At 35.5% G+C, this 17,075-nt stretch carries 19 protein-coding genes; 15 read left to right on the top strand and 4 right to left on the bottom strand.

The genetic code is table 11. The features are described 5' to 3' along the window. Positions 1 to 96 precede the first annotated feature (96 nt). The 9 genes from Q0371_RS16000 to phoU all read left to right on the top strand — a co-directional run bounded on the left by Q0371_RS16000 (position 97) and on the right by phoU (position 10,003). On the top strand, positions 97 to 1,728 hold the full coding sequence (locus tag Q0371_RS16000) for a Na/Pi cotransporter family protein (protein ID WP_298472814.1): 1,632 nt from the start codon (positions 97 to 99) through the stop codon (positions 1,726 to 1,728). Continuing rightward, positions 1,728 to 2,207 (top strand): DUF456 family protein, encoded by a 480-nt coding sequence (locus Q0371_RS15995; protein WP_298472925.1) that lies wholly within the window; start codon positions 1,728 to 1,730, stop codon positions 2,205 to 2,207. The genes Q0371_RS16000 and Q0371_RS15995 overlap by 1 nt, the downstream gene beginning before the upstream one ends. Before the next feature lie 116 nt (positions 2,208 to 2,323). Beyond that, complete coding sequence (locus Q0371_RS15990) at positions 2,324 to 2,932, top strand: superoxide dismutase (protein ID WP_169358095.1); 609 nt, start codon at positions 2,324 to 2,326, stop codon at positions 2,930 to 2,932. A gap of 116 nt (positions 2,933 to 3,048) precedes the next feature. Further along, positions 3,049 to 5,289, top strand: coding sequence for a penicillin-binding protein 2 (locus Q0371_RS15985; RefSeq protein ID WP_298472810.1), 2,241 nt, complete (start codon positions 3,049 to 3,051; stop codon positions 5,287 to 5,289). A gap of 351 nt (positions 5,290 to 5,640) precedes the next feature. Next, complete coding sequence (locus Q0371_RS15980; RefSeq protein WP_298472808.1) at positions 5,641 to 6,615, top strand: PstS family phosphate ABC transporter substrate-binding protein; 975 nt, start codon at positions 5,641 to 5,643, stop codon at positions 6,613 to 6,615. 24 nt (positions 6,616 to 6,639) lie between these two features. Next, complete coding sequence (gene pstC / locus Q0371_RS15975) at positions 6,640 to 7,632, top strand: phosphate ABC transporter permease subunit PstC (RefSeq protein ID WP_298472806.1); 993 nt, start codon at positions 6,640 to 6,642, stop codon at positions 7,630 to 7,632. Further along, positions 7,633 to 8,511, top strand: a complete 879-nt coding sequence (gene pstA / locus Q0371_RS15970; RefSeq protein ID WP_298472804.1) for a phosphate ABC transporter permease PstA — start codon at positions 7,633 to 7,635, stop codon at positions 8,509 to 8,511. A 13-nt stretch (positions 8,512 to 8,524) separates the two neighbouring features. Continuing rightward, a complete protein-coding gene (gene pstB, locus Q0371_RS15965; RefSeq protein ID WP_298472802.1) occupies positions 8,525 to 9,325 on the top strand; it encodes a phosphate ABC transporter ATP-binding protein PstB in 801 nt (266 codons plus the stop codon). Between the two features lie 18 nt (positions 9,326 to 9,343). Next, a complete protein-coding gene (gene phoU, locus Q0371_RS15960) occupies positions 9,344 to 10,003 on the top strand; it encodes a phosphate signaling complex protein PhoU (protein ID WP_251555551.1) in 660 nt (219 codons plus the stop codon). A gap of 109 nt (positions 10,004 to 10,112) precedes the next feature. Here phoU and Q0371_RS15955 read toward each other — a convergent pair whose 3' ends face one another. Next, entirely contained in the window at positions 10,113 to 10,580 is a 468-nt protein-coding gene (locus Q0371_RS15955; RefSeq protein WP_298472799.1) for a hypothetical protein, read from the bottom strand. Then, entirely contained in the window at positions 10,577 to 10,933 is a 357-nt protein-coding gene (locus Q0371_RS15950; protein ID WP_298472797.1) for a hypothetical protein, read from the bottom strand. Before Q0371_RS15950 ends, Q0371_RS15955 begins: the two co-directional genes overlap by 4 nt. A gap of 177 nt (positions 10,934 to 11,110) precedes the next feature. Between Q0371_RS15950 and rpmG the strand changes: the two genes are divergently transcribed. The 5 genes from rpmG (at position 11,111) to Q0371_RS15925 (ending at position 15,661) form a co-directional block, all read left to right on the top strand. Beyond that, entirely contained in the window at positions 11,111 to 11,260 is a 150-nt protein-coding gene (gene rpmG, locus Q0371_RS15945) for a 50S ribosomal protein L33 (protein WP_053588882.1), read from the top strand. 69 nt (positions 11,261 to 11,329) lie between these two features. Further along, on the top strand, positions 11,330 to 11,920 hold the full coding sequence (locus tag Q0371_RS15940; protein WP_298472793.1) for a 5-formyltetrahydrofolate cyclo-ligase: 591 nt from the start codon (positions 11,330 to 11,332) through the stop codon (positions 11,918 to 11,920). Then, positions 11,917 to 12,117 (top strand): YqgQ family protein, encoded by a 201-nt coding sequence (locus Q0371_RS15935; RefSeq protein ID WP_298472791.1) that lies wholly within the window; start codon positions 11,917 to 11,919, stop codon positions 12,115 to 12,117. Before Q0371_RS15940 ends, Q0371_RS15935 begins: the two co-directional genes overlap by 4 nt. Before the next feature lie 217 nt (positions 12,118 to 12,334). Continuing rightward, positions 12,335 to 14,236, top strand: coding sequence for an LTA synthase family protein (locus Q0371_RS15930; protein WP_298472789.1), 1,902 nt, complete (start codon positions 12,335 to 12,337; stop codon positions 14,234 to 14,236). A gap of 324 nt (positions 14,237 to 14,560) precedes the next feature. Continuing rightward, positions 14,561 to 15,661: a hypothetical protein gene (locus tag Q0371_RS15925; RefSeq protein WP_298472787.1), complete on the top strand. Its 1,101-nt coding sequence runs from the start codon at positions 14,561 to 14,563 to the stop codon at positions 15,659 to 15,661. A gap of 44 nt (positions 15,662 to 15,705) precedes the next feature. On the opposite strand, the gene Q0371_RS15920 is transcribed toward Q0371_RS15925, so the two are convergent. Further along, complete coding sequence (locus Q0371_RS15920) at positions 15,706 to 15,885, bottom strand: DUF2759 domain-containing protein (RefSeq protein WP_169358108.1); 180 nt, start codon at positions 15,883 to 15,885, stop codon at positions 15,706 to 15,708. A gap of 152 nt (positions 15,886 to 16,037) precedes the next feature. On the opposite strand from Q0371_RS15920, the gene Q0371_RS15915 reads away from it, so the two are divergent. Continuing rightward, positions 16,038 to 16,676 (top strand): MBL fold metallo-hydrolase, encoded by a 639-nt coding sequence (locus tag Q0371_RS15915; protein WP_298472785.1) that lies wholly within the window; start codon positions 16,038 to 16,040, stop codon positions 16,674 to 16,676. 55 nt (positions 16,677 to 16,731) lie between these two features. Here Q0371_RS15915 and Q0371_RS15910 read toward each other — a convergent pair whose 3' ends face one another. After that, positions 16,732 to 16,971 carry a DUF2626 family protein gene (locus Q0371_RS15910; protein ID WP_169358110.1) on the bottom strand — a complete coding sequence of 80 codons (240 nt, stop codon included), beginning with the start codon at positions 16,969 to 16,971 and terminating at the stop codon, positions 16,732 to 16,734. Positions 16,972 to 17,075 lie beyond the last annotated feature (104 nt).

Here is a 17,075-nt window from a genome sequence, read left to right as displayed (position 1 = left end):
ATTGTAAAGAATGGCGGGTAAGTGTTTACATAAGCTAAACAAATTAACGATAATAGAAAATGAATGAATTTGTCGAAATAGGAGTTGAAGGACATCGTGGAATTGGAATGGCAACAGATGTTGTTTGAATTTTTTGGAGGACTTGGGATATTCTTATTCTCCATTAAGTATATGGGAGATGGTTTACAAAAATCGGCTGGAGATCGCCTAAGAGATATTTTAGATCGCTATACTACTAACCCTTTTATGGGAGTTTTAGTCGGAATCATTGTAACTGTATTAATTCAATCTAGTTCTGGGACAACTGTAATTACAGTAGGTCTAGTAAGTGCAGGGTTTATGAAACTGCGACAGGCTATTGGTGTAATAATGGGAGCAAATATAGGAACAACAATAACTGCGTTTATCATAGGCTTTGATGTTGGGGGCTATGCACTTCCAATTATGGCAGTAGGGGCGTTCTTAATTTTCTTTTTTAAGAAACATATTGTACAAAATGTAGGGGAAGTTATATTTGGATTTGGTGGGTTATTCCTCGGGCTTGAACTAATGAGTGGCGGTATGAAGCCTTTAAGAGAGTTAGAAGCATTCACTGATTTCACTCTCGCAATGAGTGATCATTCCTTCCTTGGTTTATTGGCAGGAACAATTTTTACGTTAATAGTACAAAGCTCCAGTGCAACTGTTGCTATATTGCAAGGTCTATATTCAGAAAATTTACTCTCTCTACAAGGAGCCTTACCAGTACTTTTTGGAGATAATATAGGTACTACAATTACAGCTATATTAGCTTCTTTAGGTGCATCTGTTGCTGCAAAGAGAGCAGCTGCAACTCATGTTCTATTTAATGTCATTGGTTCAGTAATTTTCTTAATTTTGTTAATTCCATTTACTCTTTATATTGAGTGGATCTCTGGAGTACTAGATTTAGAAAGCAAGATGCAAATAGCTTTTGCTCACGGTTCCTTTAACGTGGCAAATACAATTATTCAATTTCCATTGATTGGGGCTTGGGCATATCTTGTTACTAAGTTAATACCTGGAGACGATGTTTCCATAGAATATAAGCCTAAACATTTAGATGTTAACTTCATCGAACAATCACCATCCATCGCTATCGGACAGGCTAAAGAGGAAATCTTACGTATGGGAGCTCTAAGTATACAAGGATTAGAGAAAACATATGCTTATCTAAAAACAAAGAACAAGCGTGATTCAGATTTGGCTTATCAAGTTGAAGACGCATTAAATAATTTAGATCAAAAAATTACAGATTACTTAGTAAAAATCTCTTCGCAGCCATTGTCGGATCAAGATTCTAGCCGACATAATATGCTAATGGATACCGTTCGGGACATTGAAAGAGTTGGAGATCATTTTGAGAACATTTTGGAACTGATAGAATACCAAGAAGTCCACCGAATAGTTTTAACTCCAGATGCATTAGAGGATGTTTCTGAGATGTTCGAGTTAACGATAAAAACAGTAGAAAAAGCAATAGAAGCTCTGAATACTAATGATGTAAAATTAGCACAAGAAGTAGCAGAGCAAGAGAATGTTATAGATAAAATGGAAAGACAATTTAGAAAAAATCACATTCTACGAGTAAACGAAGGTAAATGTTCAGGTCAAGCAGGTATTATGTTTGTAGACATTTTAAGTAACTTAGAGCGAATCGGAGACCATGCTTGTAATGTGGCAGAAGCCGTATTGGGGAGACGCACATGATAGAGGTTACTGGCTGGATTTTAATAATAGCAAGTTTTGCAATAGCTTATATCGGTACTTTTTATCCTATTATTCCTTCAGTAGTATTCATGCTACTTGGTTATATTTTGTATGGATTGTTCTTTTCTTTTACTGAATTGACTTGGCTGTTCTGGACAATACAAATATTATTTGTCATTCTTTTGTTTGGAGCGGATATGGCTGCCAATGCGCTTGGTGTTAAAAAATTTGGTGGAACGAAGGCCGGAGTATGGGGCAGTACAATCGGCTTGTTATTTGGACCTTTTGTTATTCCTGTCGCTGGTATCATAATTGGACCATTCCTTGGCGCTGTATTAGCTGAACTATTCGTGACAAGAGAAGGATTAAAACATGCGATTAAATCTGGTATAGGATCTTTAATCGGTTTCTTAACTTCTTCCATAGCTAAAGTGGTAATATTAACTGTAATGCTAGTGGTATTTGTTCTCTTTGTATAACTCAGTCAAAAGTAGGAGAACAATAATAGGCTATTTTAATTGAACGTTTGATCATATTTTGATACGCTAATAAATGGGTAGAAAATTACTATATTATTCTTTAGGAGGAAACTATAATGGCATACGAATTACCACAATTACCTTACGCTTACGATGCACTTGAACCACATATCGACAAGGAAACGATGAACATTCATCACACGAAACACCACAATACTTATGTAACAAACTTAAACAATGCGGTAGCTGGTAAAGCTGATTTAGAAAACAAATCAGTAGAAGAACTAATTGCTAATATCGACGCTCTTCCAGAAGACATTAAAACAGCAGTACGTAACAATGGTGGCGGGCACGCTAACCACTCATTATTCTGGCAACTATTATCACCAAATGGTGGTGGTACTCCAACTGGAGATTTAGCTCAAGCAATCGATGCAAAATTTGGTAGCTTTGATGCTTTCAAAGAAGAGTTTGCTAAAGCAGCAACAACTCGTTTCGGTTCTGGATGGGCTTGGTTATCTGTATCAAACGGAGAGTTAGAAATTTCTTCGACTGCAAACCAAGATTCACCTATCATGGAAGGTAAAACTCCATTATTAGGATTAGACGTTTGGGAGCATGCTTACTACTTAAATTACCAAAACCGTCGCCCTGATTACATTTCTTCTTTCTGGAATGTTGTAAACTGGGATGAAGTTTCAAAACGTTACGCTTCAGCAAAATAATTATTATTATAAAAAGTCAATAAAAAGAAACTTAGCACACACTTTTTCGTCTAAAAGTGTGTGCTTTTTATGTTACACTGTAAGTAAAGAAAATTATTTAACAAGTAGGTGATATCATGCGAAAAATTTCAAAAAAACGTGCACAAAGTATAAAAGCAAAACAAAGGAAAAACATTACTTTTCGTATGAACATTCTTTTCTTTTCCATATTTCTTTTGTTCACCCTTTTAATCCTAAGACTAGGATATCTTCAAATTGTAAAAGGGGAAGAGTATGTCAAAAAACTGGAGAGTACGGAAGAGACATCTGTAAACACTAGCGTTCCAAGAGGACGATTATATGATAGTGAAGGACGTATACTAGTCGATAATAAACCACAAAAGGTTATAACTTATACAAAAATGCAGACCACGAAATCCGAGGATATGTTAGAAACTGCAAAGAAATTGAGTAAGTTAATTGAAAAGGATACAGACAATATTACAAAAAGTGATCGTCAAGACTATTGGTTAAGAGAGAATGCAGAAGAAGCTAAAAACCTCGTGACAGATAAAGAACGAAATAAAATCGAATCTAACGAAGAGTTAACGACGAGCGAAAAGAACAGAGCAATCGACCGTTTACAAAGAAGTAAGCTAACTGAAGAACAGCTCAATTCCTTTACCCCCGAGGAAGAGGAAATTATTGCGATCTATCGAGAGATGGCTGCAGGCTATGCCTTATCACCACAAATTATTAAAGGTGATGAAATGAACAAGGAAGAAGGAGACATAAAAGAGGTTACAGCTGAGGAATTTGCTAGAGTTTCCGAGAGACTGGGAGATCCAGATATGGTCGGGGTAAACACGACAACTGACTGGAGACGTGTAAAAAACTCAACCTTAGCAGTATTAGGAAGCGTATCCTCTCCGAAAAAAGGACTTCCAAATGAGCGACTAAATTATTTCTTATCTAGAGACTACACTCGTAATGATCGAGTAGGAACTTCTTATATCGAACAACAATATGAAGAAATACTACAAGGACAAAAAACGGTAGTAAAAAATATAACAGACGGTAAAGGTCGAGTCATTGATGTAAGTACCATTTATGATGGGAAGCCAGGAAATGAACTCGTATTGACAATCGATAGTCAAGTTCAGCTCGAAATGGAAGGAATTATTGAAAGACAGCTTCTTCAAATGAAAAATAATAATGCAGGAACAGATTATTTAAACAGTGCATTCTTAGTTATATTAGATCCATATACGGGAGATGTCTTATCTTTAGTAGGTAAAAGGCTAGTAAAAGAGAATGGCAAATGGGCTGTACAAGACTATGCCTATGGGTCATTTAAAACTGGCTATGAGCTCGGGTCTACTGTTAAGCCAGCTACTGTTTTAACAGCTTATAGAGAAAATGCAATTAGCGTAGGGGATTATATGGTAGATGAGCCTATTCGTATTAAGGGTTCAGCGCCAAAAAGCTCTGTATTTAATAGAGGCTCAAGAATACGCTTAAACGATTTAACAGCTTTAGAACGCTCATCCAACGTGTATATGTTCAAAATAGCATACGCTTTGGCCGGCAAGACATATCAGCCAAATCAACCGGTTAACTTTGGAGCAGATGCATTTTTGAAGATGCGTAATGGGTATGCTCAGTTTGGCTTAGGTGTCCCAACAGGCATAGACTTACCAGGAGAATCTACTGGTGTTATCGGTAAAACAGAGTCAGGTAAATTACTAGATTTAAGTATTGGTCAGTATGATACATACACGCCATTACAGTTAGCACAATATACTGCCACTATTGCTAACGGTGGTAAACGCATTAAACCGCATGTCGTAAAAGAAATTCGTGAGCCATCAGAGGATGGAGTCACTCTAGGGAAGTTAGTAAAAGAAATTAAACCGACCGTTTTAAATGTGGTAGATAATTCGCAGGAAGAGATCAATCATGTTCGAAAAGGGATGCAACGAGTTTATTTTGGAAAGCAAGGTACAGGTGCTAGAGCTTTTGGTAACGCACCTTATACAGCAGCAGGTAAAACAGGAACGGCCCAGTCATATTATAAGGATGACACGATGAAAGAATCAGTTAGAACAGTTAATTTAACTCATGTAGGTTTTGCACCTTATGATAACCCAGAAATTGCTTATGCGATTGTTGTACCGCATGCATTCACTGAATCCTCTTATAAAACAAATTATACGAGTGTAATGGCTCGTGAGGTTGTAGATACTTACTTTAATATACAGAAAAAGAAAAGTACGTTAGAAAATAACGATTCTACGGCAACACCTCCTATCAAACCGGCATTCACAAATGACCAAATTGATGAAGGTGAAGAAACAAGTACAACCGATGAACAGTAAGAGGCTAGAGTTCAATCTCTTGCCGCATTAAGAGTGAAATTGCGACTGTGCAATTTCACTTTTTTTATTTAAACATTTACAAAACATGATCTAGGAAGTCTCTAAGCTCAGCAGAAGGCTGTAGAATAGCAAAGTGGTATTTTGCGTCAGTGACTTTTTATAAGAAGGAAACCTTTCATCTGTGAATTGTTAGAAAGTAAATCTACAAACAATAGACTCTCCAAAATATAGATGTAAACATTATAATATTTGAATTTACAAACTATTTACATCTCCTTTATACCCACTCAATATACAAACTTTAAAGTAAGTCTTGTAAGACAGAAAATATACTTTAGGGGGAAAAACCTGATGAAAAGCTGGAAATACTTTTTATTAACAACTATGGCAGGATTGACATTTGTTCTGGGAGCCTGCGGATCAGATTCTACAGAAGGAGCAGAGGCAGAATCCGATATTAGCTCATCAGAAGCGGGTGAACCCCAAGCAGAAGGTGTCTTGGAAGGGAAAGTTTCTGGAGATGGATCAAGCACGGTGGCGCCTATCTTAGAAGCAGTGGTAGAGGAGTATGCAGCTGAACAGTCAGAAGTACAGGTTACCGTGGGAGTGTCAGGAACAGGTGGAGGTTTTGAAAAGTTTATCGCTGGTGACACTGATTTTTCTAATGCGTCACGCCCTATTAAAGAAGAAGAAAAGCAAAAGCTAGCAGAAGCAAATATTGACTTCTCAGAATTTCAAATTGCGTACGACGGATTATCCCTAGTAGTAAATAAAGAAAATGACTGGGTAGATTCTTTAACTATAGAAGAATTACAAAAGATGTGGATAGAAGATGGGACAAAGAAAAAATGGTCAGATATTAACCCAGAGTGGCCAGAGGAAGAGATTGTATACTACTCCCCAGGCACGGATTCTGGCACATATGACTACTTTGATGAAGTGATATTAGATGAAGCGGATTTGGTTAAAAGTGCAACGTTATCTGAAGATGACAATGTTCTTGTGCAAGGAGTACAAGGTGACAAAAATGCGATTGGTTTCTTTGGGTATGCATACTATCTAGCTAACCAAGAGACATTAAAGGTAGTTAAAGTAAACGGTGTTGAACCTACAAACGAAACAATCGAATCTGGAGATTATTCACCGTTGTCACGTCCCTTATTCGTTTACGCTAACAATCGTGCCATTAAAGAAAATCCAGCTTTCTATGATTTCATGAAATTTACCATTGAACATGCCGGTGATATGGCAGAGGCGGTTGGATATGTGAGTTTACCTGAAGAAAAATATAATAAAGGGCTAGCAGACTTAGAGGCACTTAAGTAATAGAGATTTATATGTGGAAGATTTATGAGTAGCTTGCTGCTGCTCATTTCTTTCGTTGGAAAAGGGGGATTTACTGTGGTAAAAAGACTAACCGAGAGTACTTCCATTCAAGAACTAATTGTAAAATCTCGCGCAGGTAACTCTAAAAAATTTGAAAAGATTATTCCATATATCCTCATGCTTATTGCATCTGTCTCTGTCCTTACCACTTTTGGAATAATAATAACGTTAGTAGTGGAAACAATTATTTTCTTTTCCCGTATTTCGATTACAGAATTCTTATTTGGAACGGAATGGTATCCATTTGCAAATACAGAGCAGCTGTTTGGGATTCTGCCATTAATAGTAGGAACATTGAAGGTGGCTTTTATAGCTGGGGTTGTTGCAGTCCCATTTGGTATTGGTTCAGCAATTTATTTAAGTGAATATGCAAGTGATAAAACAAGAAGAATTATTAAGCCTATTTTAGAAGTATTAGCAGGTATTCCTACTATTGTGTATGGTTTTTTTGCATTAACTTTTGTCACTCCTTTATTGCAACAGATCATACCTGATTTAAAAATATTTAATGCCTTGAGTCCAGGAATTGTCGTTGGCATAATGATTTTACCAATGATTGTTTCATTGTCGGAGGATGCCATGTCATCCGTACCAAACTCCATTAGAGAAGGCGCAATAGCAATTGGCTCAACGAAATTAGAAGTAGCTTTAAAGATCGTCTTACCTGCTGCAGTTTCGGGAGTTATTGCTTCTATTGTGCTTGCCATGTCTAGAGCAATCGGCGAAACTATGATCGTTTCTTTGGCAGGGGGTTCAACACCAAAGTTTGACTTGGATGTAACAGAATCTATACAAACAATGACGGCTTACATTGTCCAAGTGTCTTCTGGTGATGCCGGTTATGGAACAACCATTTACTATTCGATCTATGCAGTAGGTTTTACATTATTCTTATTTACGTTGTTCATGAACTATCTTGCTCATGTTATATCGAGAAGATTTCGGGAGGAATATTAAATGAGATACGTAGAACATGATACGGTAGTGAAAAGGATGACTAGTAGGCTGACGATAAATATGGTGTTTAAATTTTTTTTTCTATTAACAACATTATTTGCTTTATTAGCTTTGGGTATTTTATTCTACCGAATTATTTCGCAAGGTGCGGGTTACATTACACCTGAATTTTTTCAAAACTATGGCTCCAGATTTCCAGAAAAAGCAGGTATTAAAGCGGCATTGGTGGGATCTATTTGGTTGATGGTAGTTGTCGCTCCAGTTTCCTTAATATTAGGAGTTGGAACAGCAATATATCTAGAGGAATATGCAAAGAAAAATAGATGGAATGATTTTATAAGGATGAATATATCTAATCTAGCGGGAGTTCCATCCGTTGTTTTTGGATTGTTAGGATTAACTATTTTTGTGCGTGCATTGGCATTAGGGAATAGTGTATTAGCAGCAGGCTTTACTATGAGCTTGTTAATCTTACCGGTAATTATTGTGGCATCTCAAGAAGCTATACGCTCTGTTCCATCGGAGGTTCGGGAAGCTTCCTATGGAATGGGAGCAACCAAATGGCAAACAATTATTAAAATAGTGCTTCCTTCAGCTATTCCCGGGGTTTTGACTGGTGCAATTTTAGCATTATCTCGAGCTGTCGGTGAAACTGCTCCGTTAGTTGTTATAGGTGTACCAGTTATTATACATTTTCTACCCGATGGACCGTTAAGCCAATTTACAGCTCTTCCTATGCAAATTTACGATTGGGCAAAAAGACCACAAGTGGATTTTCAATATGTTGCAGCTGCGGGAATATTAGTTTTGATGATTTTCTTACTGTTTATGAATGCAATAGCAGTTTTCATCCGTAACAAATTCCAAAAACGATACTAGGGAGGACCCATCAATGGTATATGCTAAACAGAAAAGAACTGCCCAAGATTCCAGCTCAACTAACATCGTATACGATACAAAGGATTTAAATTTGTGGTACGGTGCACACCATGCTTTAAAAAATATAAATTTGCAAATAAATGAAAACGAAGTCACTGCAATCATTGGTCCATCAGGCTGTGGTAAATCTACATATATTAAAACTTTAAACAGAATGGTAGAATTAGTCTCAACAGTAAAAATTTCTGGAGAAATAACTTATCGTAATAGAAGTATTTTTAAAGCAGACTATACCGTAGAGGAATTAAGAACAAAGGTAGGTATGGTGTTTCAGAAACCAAACCCTTTTCCAAAATCGATATATGACAATATAGCGTATGGTCCTAGGATACATGGGATTAGGAACAAGAAAATACTAGATGAAATTGTGGAGAATAGCCTACGCGGAGCAGCTATTTGGGATGAGGTAAAAGATCGTTTAAATGCAAATGCCTATAGCCTTTCTGGTGGGCAACAGCAAAGGATTTGTATAGCACGTTGTCTAGCAATTGAACCTGATGTAATTCTGATGGATGAACCGACTTCAGCGCTTGACCCAATCTCTACTTTAAAAGTAGAAGAGTTAATGGCCGAGCTAAAGAAGGATTATTCCATTATAATTGTTACACACAATATGCAGCAGGCAGCAAGGATTTCAGATAAAACTGCTTTTTTCTTAAATGGCGAAATAATTGAATTTGACCAAACAAATGTTATTTTTTCAACCCCGGAGGATATACGCACAGAGGATTATATTTCGGGCCGCTTTGGATAACGAAAGGGGAAAAACATTATGGTAGGAAGAGAGAAATTTAATGAAGAGCTTAAACAAGTACAGCAGCTATTGGTTGAAATGAGTAACACAGCTATACAAACAATTGACCATGCAATGGATTATTTATTGGCAAATGATATTGAAGGTGCATTAACCATTATTAATAATGATGTTCATATTAACCGAATGGAAGAGGAAATTAATGATCGGGTTATTTTACTTATTGCAAAGCAGCAACCAGTGGCTACAGACTTAAGAAGGCTAATGGTTTTAGTGAAAATTGCTGCAGATATGGAGCGTATAGGGGACTATGCCGTAAATATTGCAAAAGAAACTATTCGTATAGGTAAAGACGAACATATTGCACCCATTTACTTGTTAGATGAAATGCGTGTAAAAACAATTGCTATGTTAAAACAAACGTTAACAGCATTTATAAAAGAAGATATGGAAGAAGCTAAAGCAATCGCTAAGCTAGATGATGAGGTCGATGAAATGTACGGCTACACAATTAAAACTTTATTAGGAGTAGGAGTAAGTGATCCCACTCAATTGAGTCAGGTAACACAACTATCCTTTGTCTGTCGATATCTCGAAAGGTCTGCCGATCATGCAACTAACATGGCAGAGCGTCTTTTATATTTACTTAAAGGAAGACATTATGAGTTAAACAATTAAAGCATACGAATATAGCTAAAACTATATTTTATAAAGTGTAAAAAGCTCCTTCCATTTTACTGAATGATAAAATGGAGGGAGCTTTTCTAGATGTATTTATTCTCGCCGTTTAGTTAGTGATCAACTCTGTAATTTGTTTGATAGTCATGGAAGAGTTAACTTCATAATTCCCTATTTGGATTCGTCCTGCCAAATTTTGATCTACTATATAATCGTGTAAATCCATTTGGTTTTGAATGATTCCAGCTTCCTCTAATAAAGAACTAATATCAGAGGATGTCATGCCTGAAGTGATGGATAAAGTAAAGCCTTGAACAGGCGGAGAAGATGCTTGTTGTTTGTTTTCTTCTTTATGTGGTTCATTTGGTTGCTCTTTTTGTGCATTTTCCAAGTTTAGTTGGAGTTGAGCAAGCTGTTCTTTGACACTCGATAGCTCTTTTTGAGATTGCTCATATGCTTGGTTCGTAACAACACCAGTCGAAGTTATATCTTCTTGGAAAAACCGTTGATCTATTTGAATCATGGTGCCGCCAAGGAATAAGCCAATGCCTAAGAAAAGAATAGATGTTTTTTTCATCCCTGAGAACCGCCTATTACTGATTTAACTTCCTCTACAGAAAGGGAGGAGCGAGTGCTAATTTCCTTTAAGGAGTATCCTTGCTTATGTAATTCCAGTACTTGATTTCTTATTATTTCATGTACAATTGGTTTTACCACGGTTTGACTTTTTTTAGGGGCAGCATGGATAGGTTCTATCATTAATTCTTCTTCAATAACCTTCATTCGCCGTTTAAGAGCACTTGTTTCCTGGTAAACAGTAAAAGAAAGGTCCTCTACTTCTGCTTCCACTTTTTTAGAAGTGTCCTTAACAAAGAAAGAAATTGCGATTAAAAGTACCCCGAGAACCATAATTATAAATGATAAGTCCACTTTTTTTCACCTCAAAATTTAAATATCTTCTATCTATACTACCATATTGGAAAAAACTTTAAACAAATTCTTCTATAATATTGTAGATTTTCTTCAATTGTGTGCTATAATTGGTTAGTCGTATAAATCATGCTCAAGTTTTATATTTAATCCTGGCAAAGAGTGGGAGGGACAACCATGCGCGTTAATATTACATTAGCTTGTACAGATTGCGGAGAGCGCAACTATATTTCTAAGAAAAACAAGCGTAACAATCCAGAACGTCTTGAACTTAAAAAATATTGCTCTCGTGAAAAGAAAATGACTCTTCATAGAGAAACTAAATAATAACCTAAACCAAAACCTTTAATGGTTTTGGTTTTTTTCTTTAGCTAATCTAATATTGGGGGTAAAAATATGTCCAAACAATTAATAAGAAAAAAAATGCAGGAGAATTTATCTAGATTAGATTATGATTCATACATATTATATTCCGAGCAAATAAAAATAAATTTTTTACAAGAAATTTCTACCTTAAATTTTCAAACGATTGGCCTTACGATATCTTCTTTTCCAGAGGTAGATACGGAGGGACTCATTAAGGAACTTTGGAGTATGGGGAAGACAGTAGTTGTACCAAAATGTTCTCCCAAAAGTCGAGTGATGACTTTTTATCACATAGAAAGCTACGATCAGCTTGAAACGGTCTACATGAATCTAAGGGAGCCAAATCCAAATATTACGAGGGCTATTAGTTCGGATGCAATTGAGTTGTTAATAGTCCCTGGTATTGTGTATAATAAGTCAGGTTATCGGATCGGGTACGGTGGTGGATATTATGATCGATTCTTATCTACTTACCTTGGCTTAACAATGTCCTTGGCTTTTGATATGCAGGTTAATGATGAAGTAGTACGAGAACAGTTCGATCTACCGGTTGACCGCATAATAACTGAGAGTGCAACCATACCATGTTATGAATATCGAAAAAAGGATGATTGTAATTGAAGTCTGTATATGATGTGATGCAGTTATTAAAACGTTTTGGAATTTATGTATACACGAAGGATCGAGTAGCAGATCTTGAAATAATGGAAGAGGAAATAAAAGAATTATATGCTTTGCAGATGATCCAGCCTCAAGATTTTCAACAGGCTGTATTATTACTTAGACAAGAAAAAAGTAGAATCATTAAAACTTTATGACTAGTAACTAATAAGCTGGCATAAGACTAAAAAGCTATATTACGAAAGAAATGAAACTTTTCGGGTTTGAGAACGTCTAATAAAGGGTATATAAAAAGGGATTGTAAAATTTTATATGAATATCCCAATTCATTGATATTGATTTATTGTCAATAAAGGATTAATATATACACTGTTACTTTACTCGCATAAGGAGTAAATAAGGAGGATGTAGGCATTGAAAAATAACTGGCCCAAACATTCTATTCTTGTAATTGCAATTGTGGCAACTTGGATAAAAACGTATATTGTGTACCACACGAGCTTTGATATGAAAATCGAGAATATAATGCAACAATTTATTTTATTTATTAACCCATTGAGCTTTTTGCTCCTGATCTATGGAATTTCTTTATTTTATAAAACCAATAAGGCTCGAAATAGACATATAGTAATTACTAGTGTGATACTTTCCATCGTGCTTTATGCAAATGCTGTATTTTATCGCTTTTTCACGGATTTCATAACCATTCCAGTCTTGTTTCAAACAAGTAATTTTGGAGATTTAGGTTCTTCTGCAGCAGCAAGTATCTTCCTTACTGATATTTTCTATTTCACCGATATTGCGATTATTTTAATCGCGATGAAATGGTTAAAAACTAGAGAAAAAGGTACGAGTATTAAACCAGCAACAAGAAGAGCATATTTTGTGCTTTCTGCTGCTATATTATTTTTAAATTTAGGACTTTCTGAAATTGAGAGACCTCAGCTTCTAACAAGAAGTTTTGACAGAGAGATGCTTGTTAAAAATCTTGGCTCATACAATTACCATTTATACGACATTTATATTCAATCCAAGTCCCATGCTCAACGTGCACTTGCAGATGGAAGTGAGTTAGTCGAAGTAAATAACTATGTACGCTCAAATCAAGCAGATCCGAATGAGGAAATGTTTGGCTTAGCTAAAGACAGAAACCTAATTGTTGTTTCTATGGAATCTTTACAGTCGTTTGTTTTAAATAACGAAATGAACGGGCATGAAGTAACACCATTCTTAAACAGTCTAACGAACGATAAAGATACATTCTATTTTTCAAATTTCTATCATCAAACAGGATTAGGGAAAACATCTGATTCAGAGTTTCTTATAGAAAATTCTCTTTATCCTTTAGGTGGCGGTGCGGTATTCTTTACACACGGAGAAAACACATACCACTCAATGGCAGAACGTTTAAATGAGGAAGGTTACTTTACGAACGTCATGCACTCTAACAAGAAAAGCTTTTGGAACCGAGATATGATGTACCAGTCACTTAATATTCAAAAGTTTTATGATGTAATGAGTTATGATGTAAATGATGAAAACTCAGTAAACTGGGGACTAAAGGATATTCCATTCCTAGAGCAATCTGTAGATTTAATGACAGAAATGCCTGAGCCTTTTTATTCACGTTTAATCACGTTGACGAATCACCATCCATTTACATTGGATGAAGAAGATATGTTAATACCTGAATATGATTCTAATTCTGGAACATTAAATAGATACTTCCAATCCGTTCGTTACATGGATGAATCATTAAAAGTATTCTTTGATGAATTAAAAGAAAAAGGATTATATGATAATTCTATTATTGTAATGTATGGAGACCATTATGGTATTTCTGAAAATCATAATGCTGCAATGTCTAAGTATTTAGGTAAAGAAATCACGCCTTATGAATCTGCTAAGTTACAAAGCGTTCCTATGTTCGTTCATATACCAAATAGTGATGCTGGGAAAGAAATTACGGATATTTCCGGTCAAATTGACTTACGTCCAACAATTTTACACTTATTAGGTTTAGAAACGAATAAGGATATGCAATTAGGTGCAGATATTTTCTCTGAGGATCACGAGGAATTTGTTATTTTCCGTAATGGTGGATTTGTTACAGAAGATTATTTATACACTGCAAACACATGTTATGAGAATGGAACAGGTTTAGAGGTCGAGATGGAAAACTGTCAACCATATGTTGATCGAGCAACACAGGCACTAGGCTATTCTGATAAAATTATCAATGGAGATTTGCTACGATTCTATGATTTGAAGACAGGTAATCTTTTAATTGATGAAACGAAGGATTCAACTGAATAATTTCTTAAAAGCACAGACTAAAAAGTCTGTGCTTTTTTAGCTGATAAATAAAATTCGTAAAAATTACTGGCGTCTTTTAGTTAAATCTTAAGCAGTTAGAAAAGTCTTAATTTTATTATGCCCTTTTCAAAATTTTAAGCTAAAAAATATGTAGATAATGTAAAGTGGTGTGACTTTTTGTGTTATCCTATAAAATAACGATTATTATTTTATTGAATTAGCTCATTAGAAAAAGTTAGAGAATAAAATATAAGATGTTTACTTTTTTTGAAACAAAATGTAGTTTGAATCGTCTAATGTGTATAGGATGAAGGGGGGAGAATGTTGAAAAAAGCTTTATTATTTATATTTTGTATAATGTTTTTACAGGCCTGCACAGAAACAGAGAAGTCACCAGAAGTTCCCCCTGACGATATCTCCGAGCAGCCCACATCTGCAAATGAAAATGATATCACAAATAATATCCCATCCATTCATTTAGAACGTAACAAATTTCATAGTGTTATTGGTTGGTTATCTGATGATGAAATCTTACTTATATTGGTCGACAAAGGAGAGTGGATTTTAAAATCTTACTCGGTCACTAAAGAAGAATGGAAAGAGATTTATAGAACTAAAACACCAGTGATTCAAGGAATGATTCATCCGAGCAAAGAAATGATAGTTTTACATACTTCTAACAATTCCTCCTCAGCTGAAGTGCAATTAATACATATGAACGGTGTAGTGGAGCAAAGCTTGTATTTTGAATCTGCTGAACTGTACATGGATTGGCATCCAACAGATCCAAATTTAATTGCTTTCACTGCTTTTTATGAAGATTGGAGTTATAACAGCGTAGTTTACAATGGACATACGCAAGAAATGGAAGCGATTGATGTAGAGAATCCATTTGTAAAGTGGTTGGACAGCGAGAATTTAATGGTATTCGATTGGAGTGAAACTAGTTTAGATGGAAGTAATCTAAAACAGTATTCTATAGCTGATCATTCCATTAAGGCTACGGAGTGGAGTAATATTATAGATGTACAAAACTTAGGGGATTCTCTAGTCTATATTCAAATAGATGAAGAAAACATGCAATTTAAGTATCACTTAGTGAACAAAAGTAGTGGAAAGAGCTTTGACTGGGTATCTCCAGCCGTAAGTAATTACTCCGAGTGGGTTATACCTACCATATCCATAATCTCTCCAAATAGCTTTATTGCCTTCCAAGCGAAAGAAAAGGGAAATAAGGATGAAACAAACGAAAAAAGTATAATAGGTATGTACTCCATAGAAGGGGAAAAACAATATGGGGAAATAATAGAACGTCCTATTGACTGCTCGCCAAACGGTATGATTTGTCTTGGTGGATATGAGAAAGAACAATGGATTAACTTAAATACCTTAAAAGAAGGTAAATGGTTAAATATATTGGAATAGAAAAAGCTGCTATACATTTGTATAGCAGCTTTTTTCTGTATGTTTTAGTGTAAGCTTGGTGGAAAGCCTTGGTTGATTACTGTCATAACTGTAAAGAAACCAAAAACTGCAAATGTACCAAAGTTAAATAAAACACTTAGTAAATTTTTTTCTTTGATTGCTTGGTAAGTGCCTATAATAGCTAGCACTGTAACAAGACCAAAAATAACTATTAATAAGTTCATGAAAGACACTCCTTCCGACATATAAAATAAATGTCGCGATTGCATATTCCTCTTCTATTGTAATTGTTATCTGTTCTTTTGTCGAGTAATAAAAGTGGCGAAAGATTGAACAAAGGTAAACAAATCGTTTAATATAGAGAAGAGGTGAAATTATGTTAAATATACGTACATACCCATTAGGTTTTATACAAACGAATTGCTACGTCATTTCCAATGCTAAAAAAGAATGCCTAATTTTTGATCCAGGAGGCAACGGAGAGCAGTTAATTAAGGAGCTAAACAGGCTGCATTTAAAACCAATTGCCATACTGCTGACCCATGCTCACTTTGATCATATTGGGGCTGTAGATGACGTAAGAGATGCATATCATATTCCAGTCTATATACATCCTACAGAAAAGTCATGGTTAACTAATGCGGAGAAGAATGGTTCTGCCAAATATGCAGAAATCCCAAATATTATTGCTAAGGAAGCCGACGTAATGTTAAACCTTGAAGAAAAGATTAGTATTGGTGATTTTGAATTTACCATCTCTCACACACCAGGACATTCTCCAGGCAGCATAACCTATTACTTTGAATCAGATGGCTTTGCAATAGTTGGAGATACGTTATTCCAAAACAGTATAGGTCGTACAGATCTACCTGGTGGTAACGAGAAGCAGCTGTTAAAGTCGATACACACAAAGCTATTAACACTTCCTGTAGAAACTGTAATATATCCTGGGCATGGCCCAGCATCAACTGTTCAAGTAGAAATGGACAGCAATCCATTTTTGAATGGGTTTTAATAAAGACCAAATAAAAAGCAGCCTCCATTATATGTGGAAGCTGCTTTGGACTTTATTAATGTCCACCTGGTACATGTATGAATGTAGTGTAGTATGTAAAACCAGCGAAGAAGAACATTAAGTAAGCCCCGAAGATGTACATATACATACGCTCAGATAGGTTTAAGAACCCTAAAAGAAGGAATAACCCCGTATTTGCTAAAAATAGTAAAGACGCTTCTGTCATATCACCTAAATAAAACATAACTGCAAAAATCCCTGTCCAGAATGCCATTACTTTATACATATTGCCCAATTGTAGTCCCTCCTTTTGCAAAGAATACAAATAATTCTCCTATTCATTATAAATGAAAGTGTTCTTACATGTAAACTGATTATTAGATATCTACATATGAATAA

The sequence above is a fragment of the uncultured Psychrobacillus sp. genome, assembly GCF_938022135.1.
GTDB lineage: Bacteria > Bacillota > Bacilli > Bacillales_A > Planococcaceae > Psychrobacillus.
This window is presented reverse-complemented; position numbering and strand designations above follow the sequence as displayed.

Excerpts from the sequence above, each read along its gene's own strand:
- Q0371_RS15990 (WP_169358095.1), top strand. The coding sequence starts at position 2,324 with ATGGCATACGAATTACCACAATTACCTTACGCTTACGATGCACTTGAA.
- Q0371_RS15985 (WP_298472810.1), top strand. The coding sequence starts at position 3,049 with ATGCGAAAAATTTCAAAAAAACGTGCACAAAGTATAAAAGCAAAACAA.
- Q0371_RS15980 (WP_298472808.1), top strand. The coding sequence starts at position 5,641 with ATGAAAAGCTGGAAATACTTTTTATTAACAACTATGGCAGGATTGACA.
- pstC (WP_298472806.1), top strand. The coding sequence starts at position 6,640 with ATGAGTAGCTTGCTGCTGCTCATTTCTTTCGTTGGAAAAGGGGGATTT.
- pstA (WP_298472804.1), top strand. The coding sequence starts at position 7,633 with ATGAGATACGTAGAACATGATACGGTAGTGAAAAGGATGACTAGTAGG.
- pstB (WP_298472802.1), top strand. The coding sequence starts at position 8,525 with ATGGTATATGCTAAACAGAAAAGAACTGCCCAAGATTCCAGCTCAACT.
- phoU (WP_251555551.1), top strand. The coding sequence starts at position 9,344 with ATGGTAGGAAGAGAGAAATTTAATGAAGAGCTTAAACAAGTACAGCAG.
- Q0371_RS15955 (WP_298472799.1), bottom strand. The coding sequence starts at position 10,580 with ATGAAAAAAACATCTATTCTTTTCTTAGGCATTGGCTTATTCCTTGGC.
- rpmG (WP_053588882.1), top strand. The coding sequence starts at position 11,111 with ATGCGCGTTAATATTACATTAGCTTGTACAGATTGCGGAGAGCGCAAC.
- Q0371_RS15940 (WP_298472793.1), top strand. The coding sequence starts at position 11,330 with ATGTCCAAACAATTAATAAGAAAAAAAATGCAGGAGAATTTATCTAGA.
- Q0371_RS15920 (WP_169358108.1), bottom strand. The coding sequence starts at position 15,885 with ATGAACTTATTAATAGTTATTTTTGGTCTTGTTACAGTGCTAGCTATT.
- Q0371_RS15915 (WP_298472785.1), top strand. The coding sequence starts at position 16,038 with ATGTTAAATATACGTACATACCCATTAGGTTTTATACAAACGAATTGC.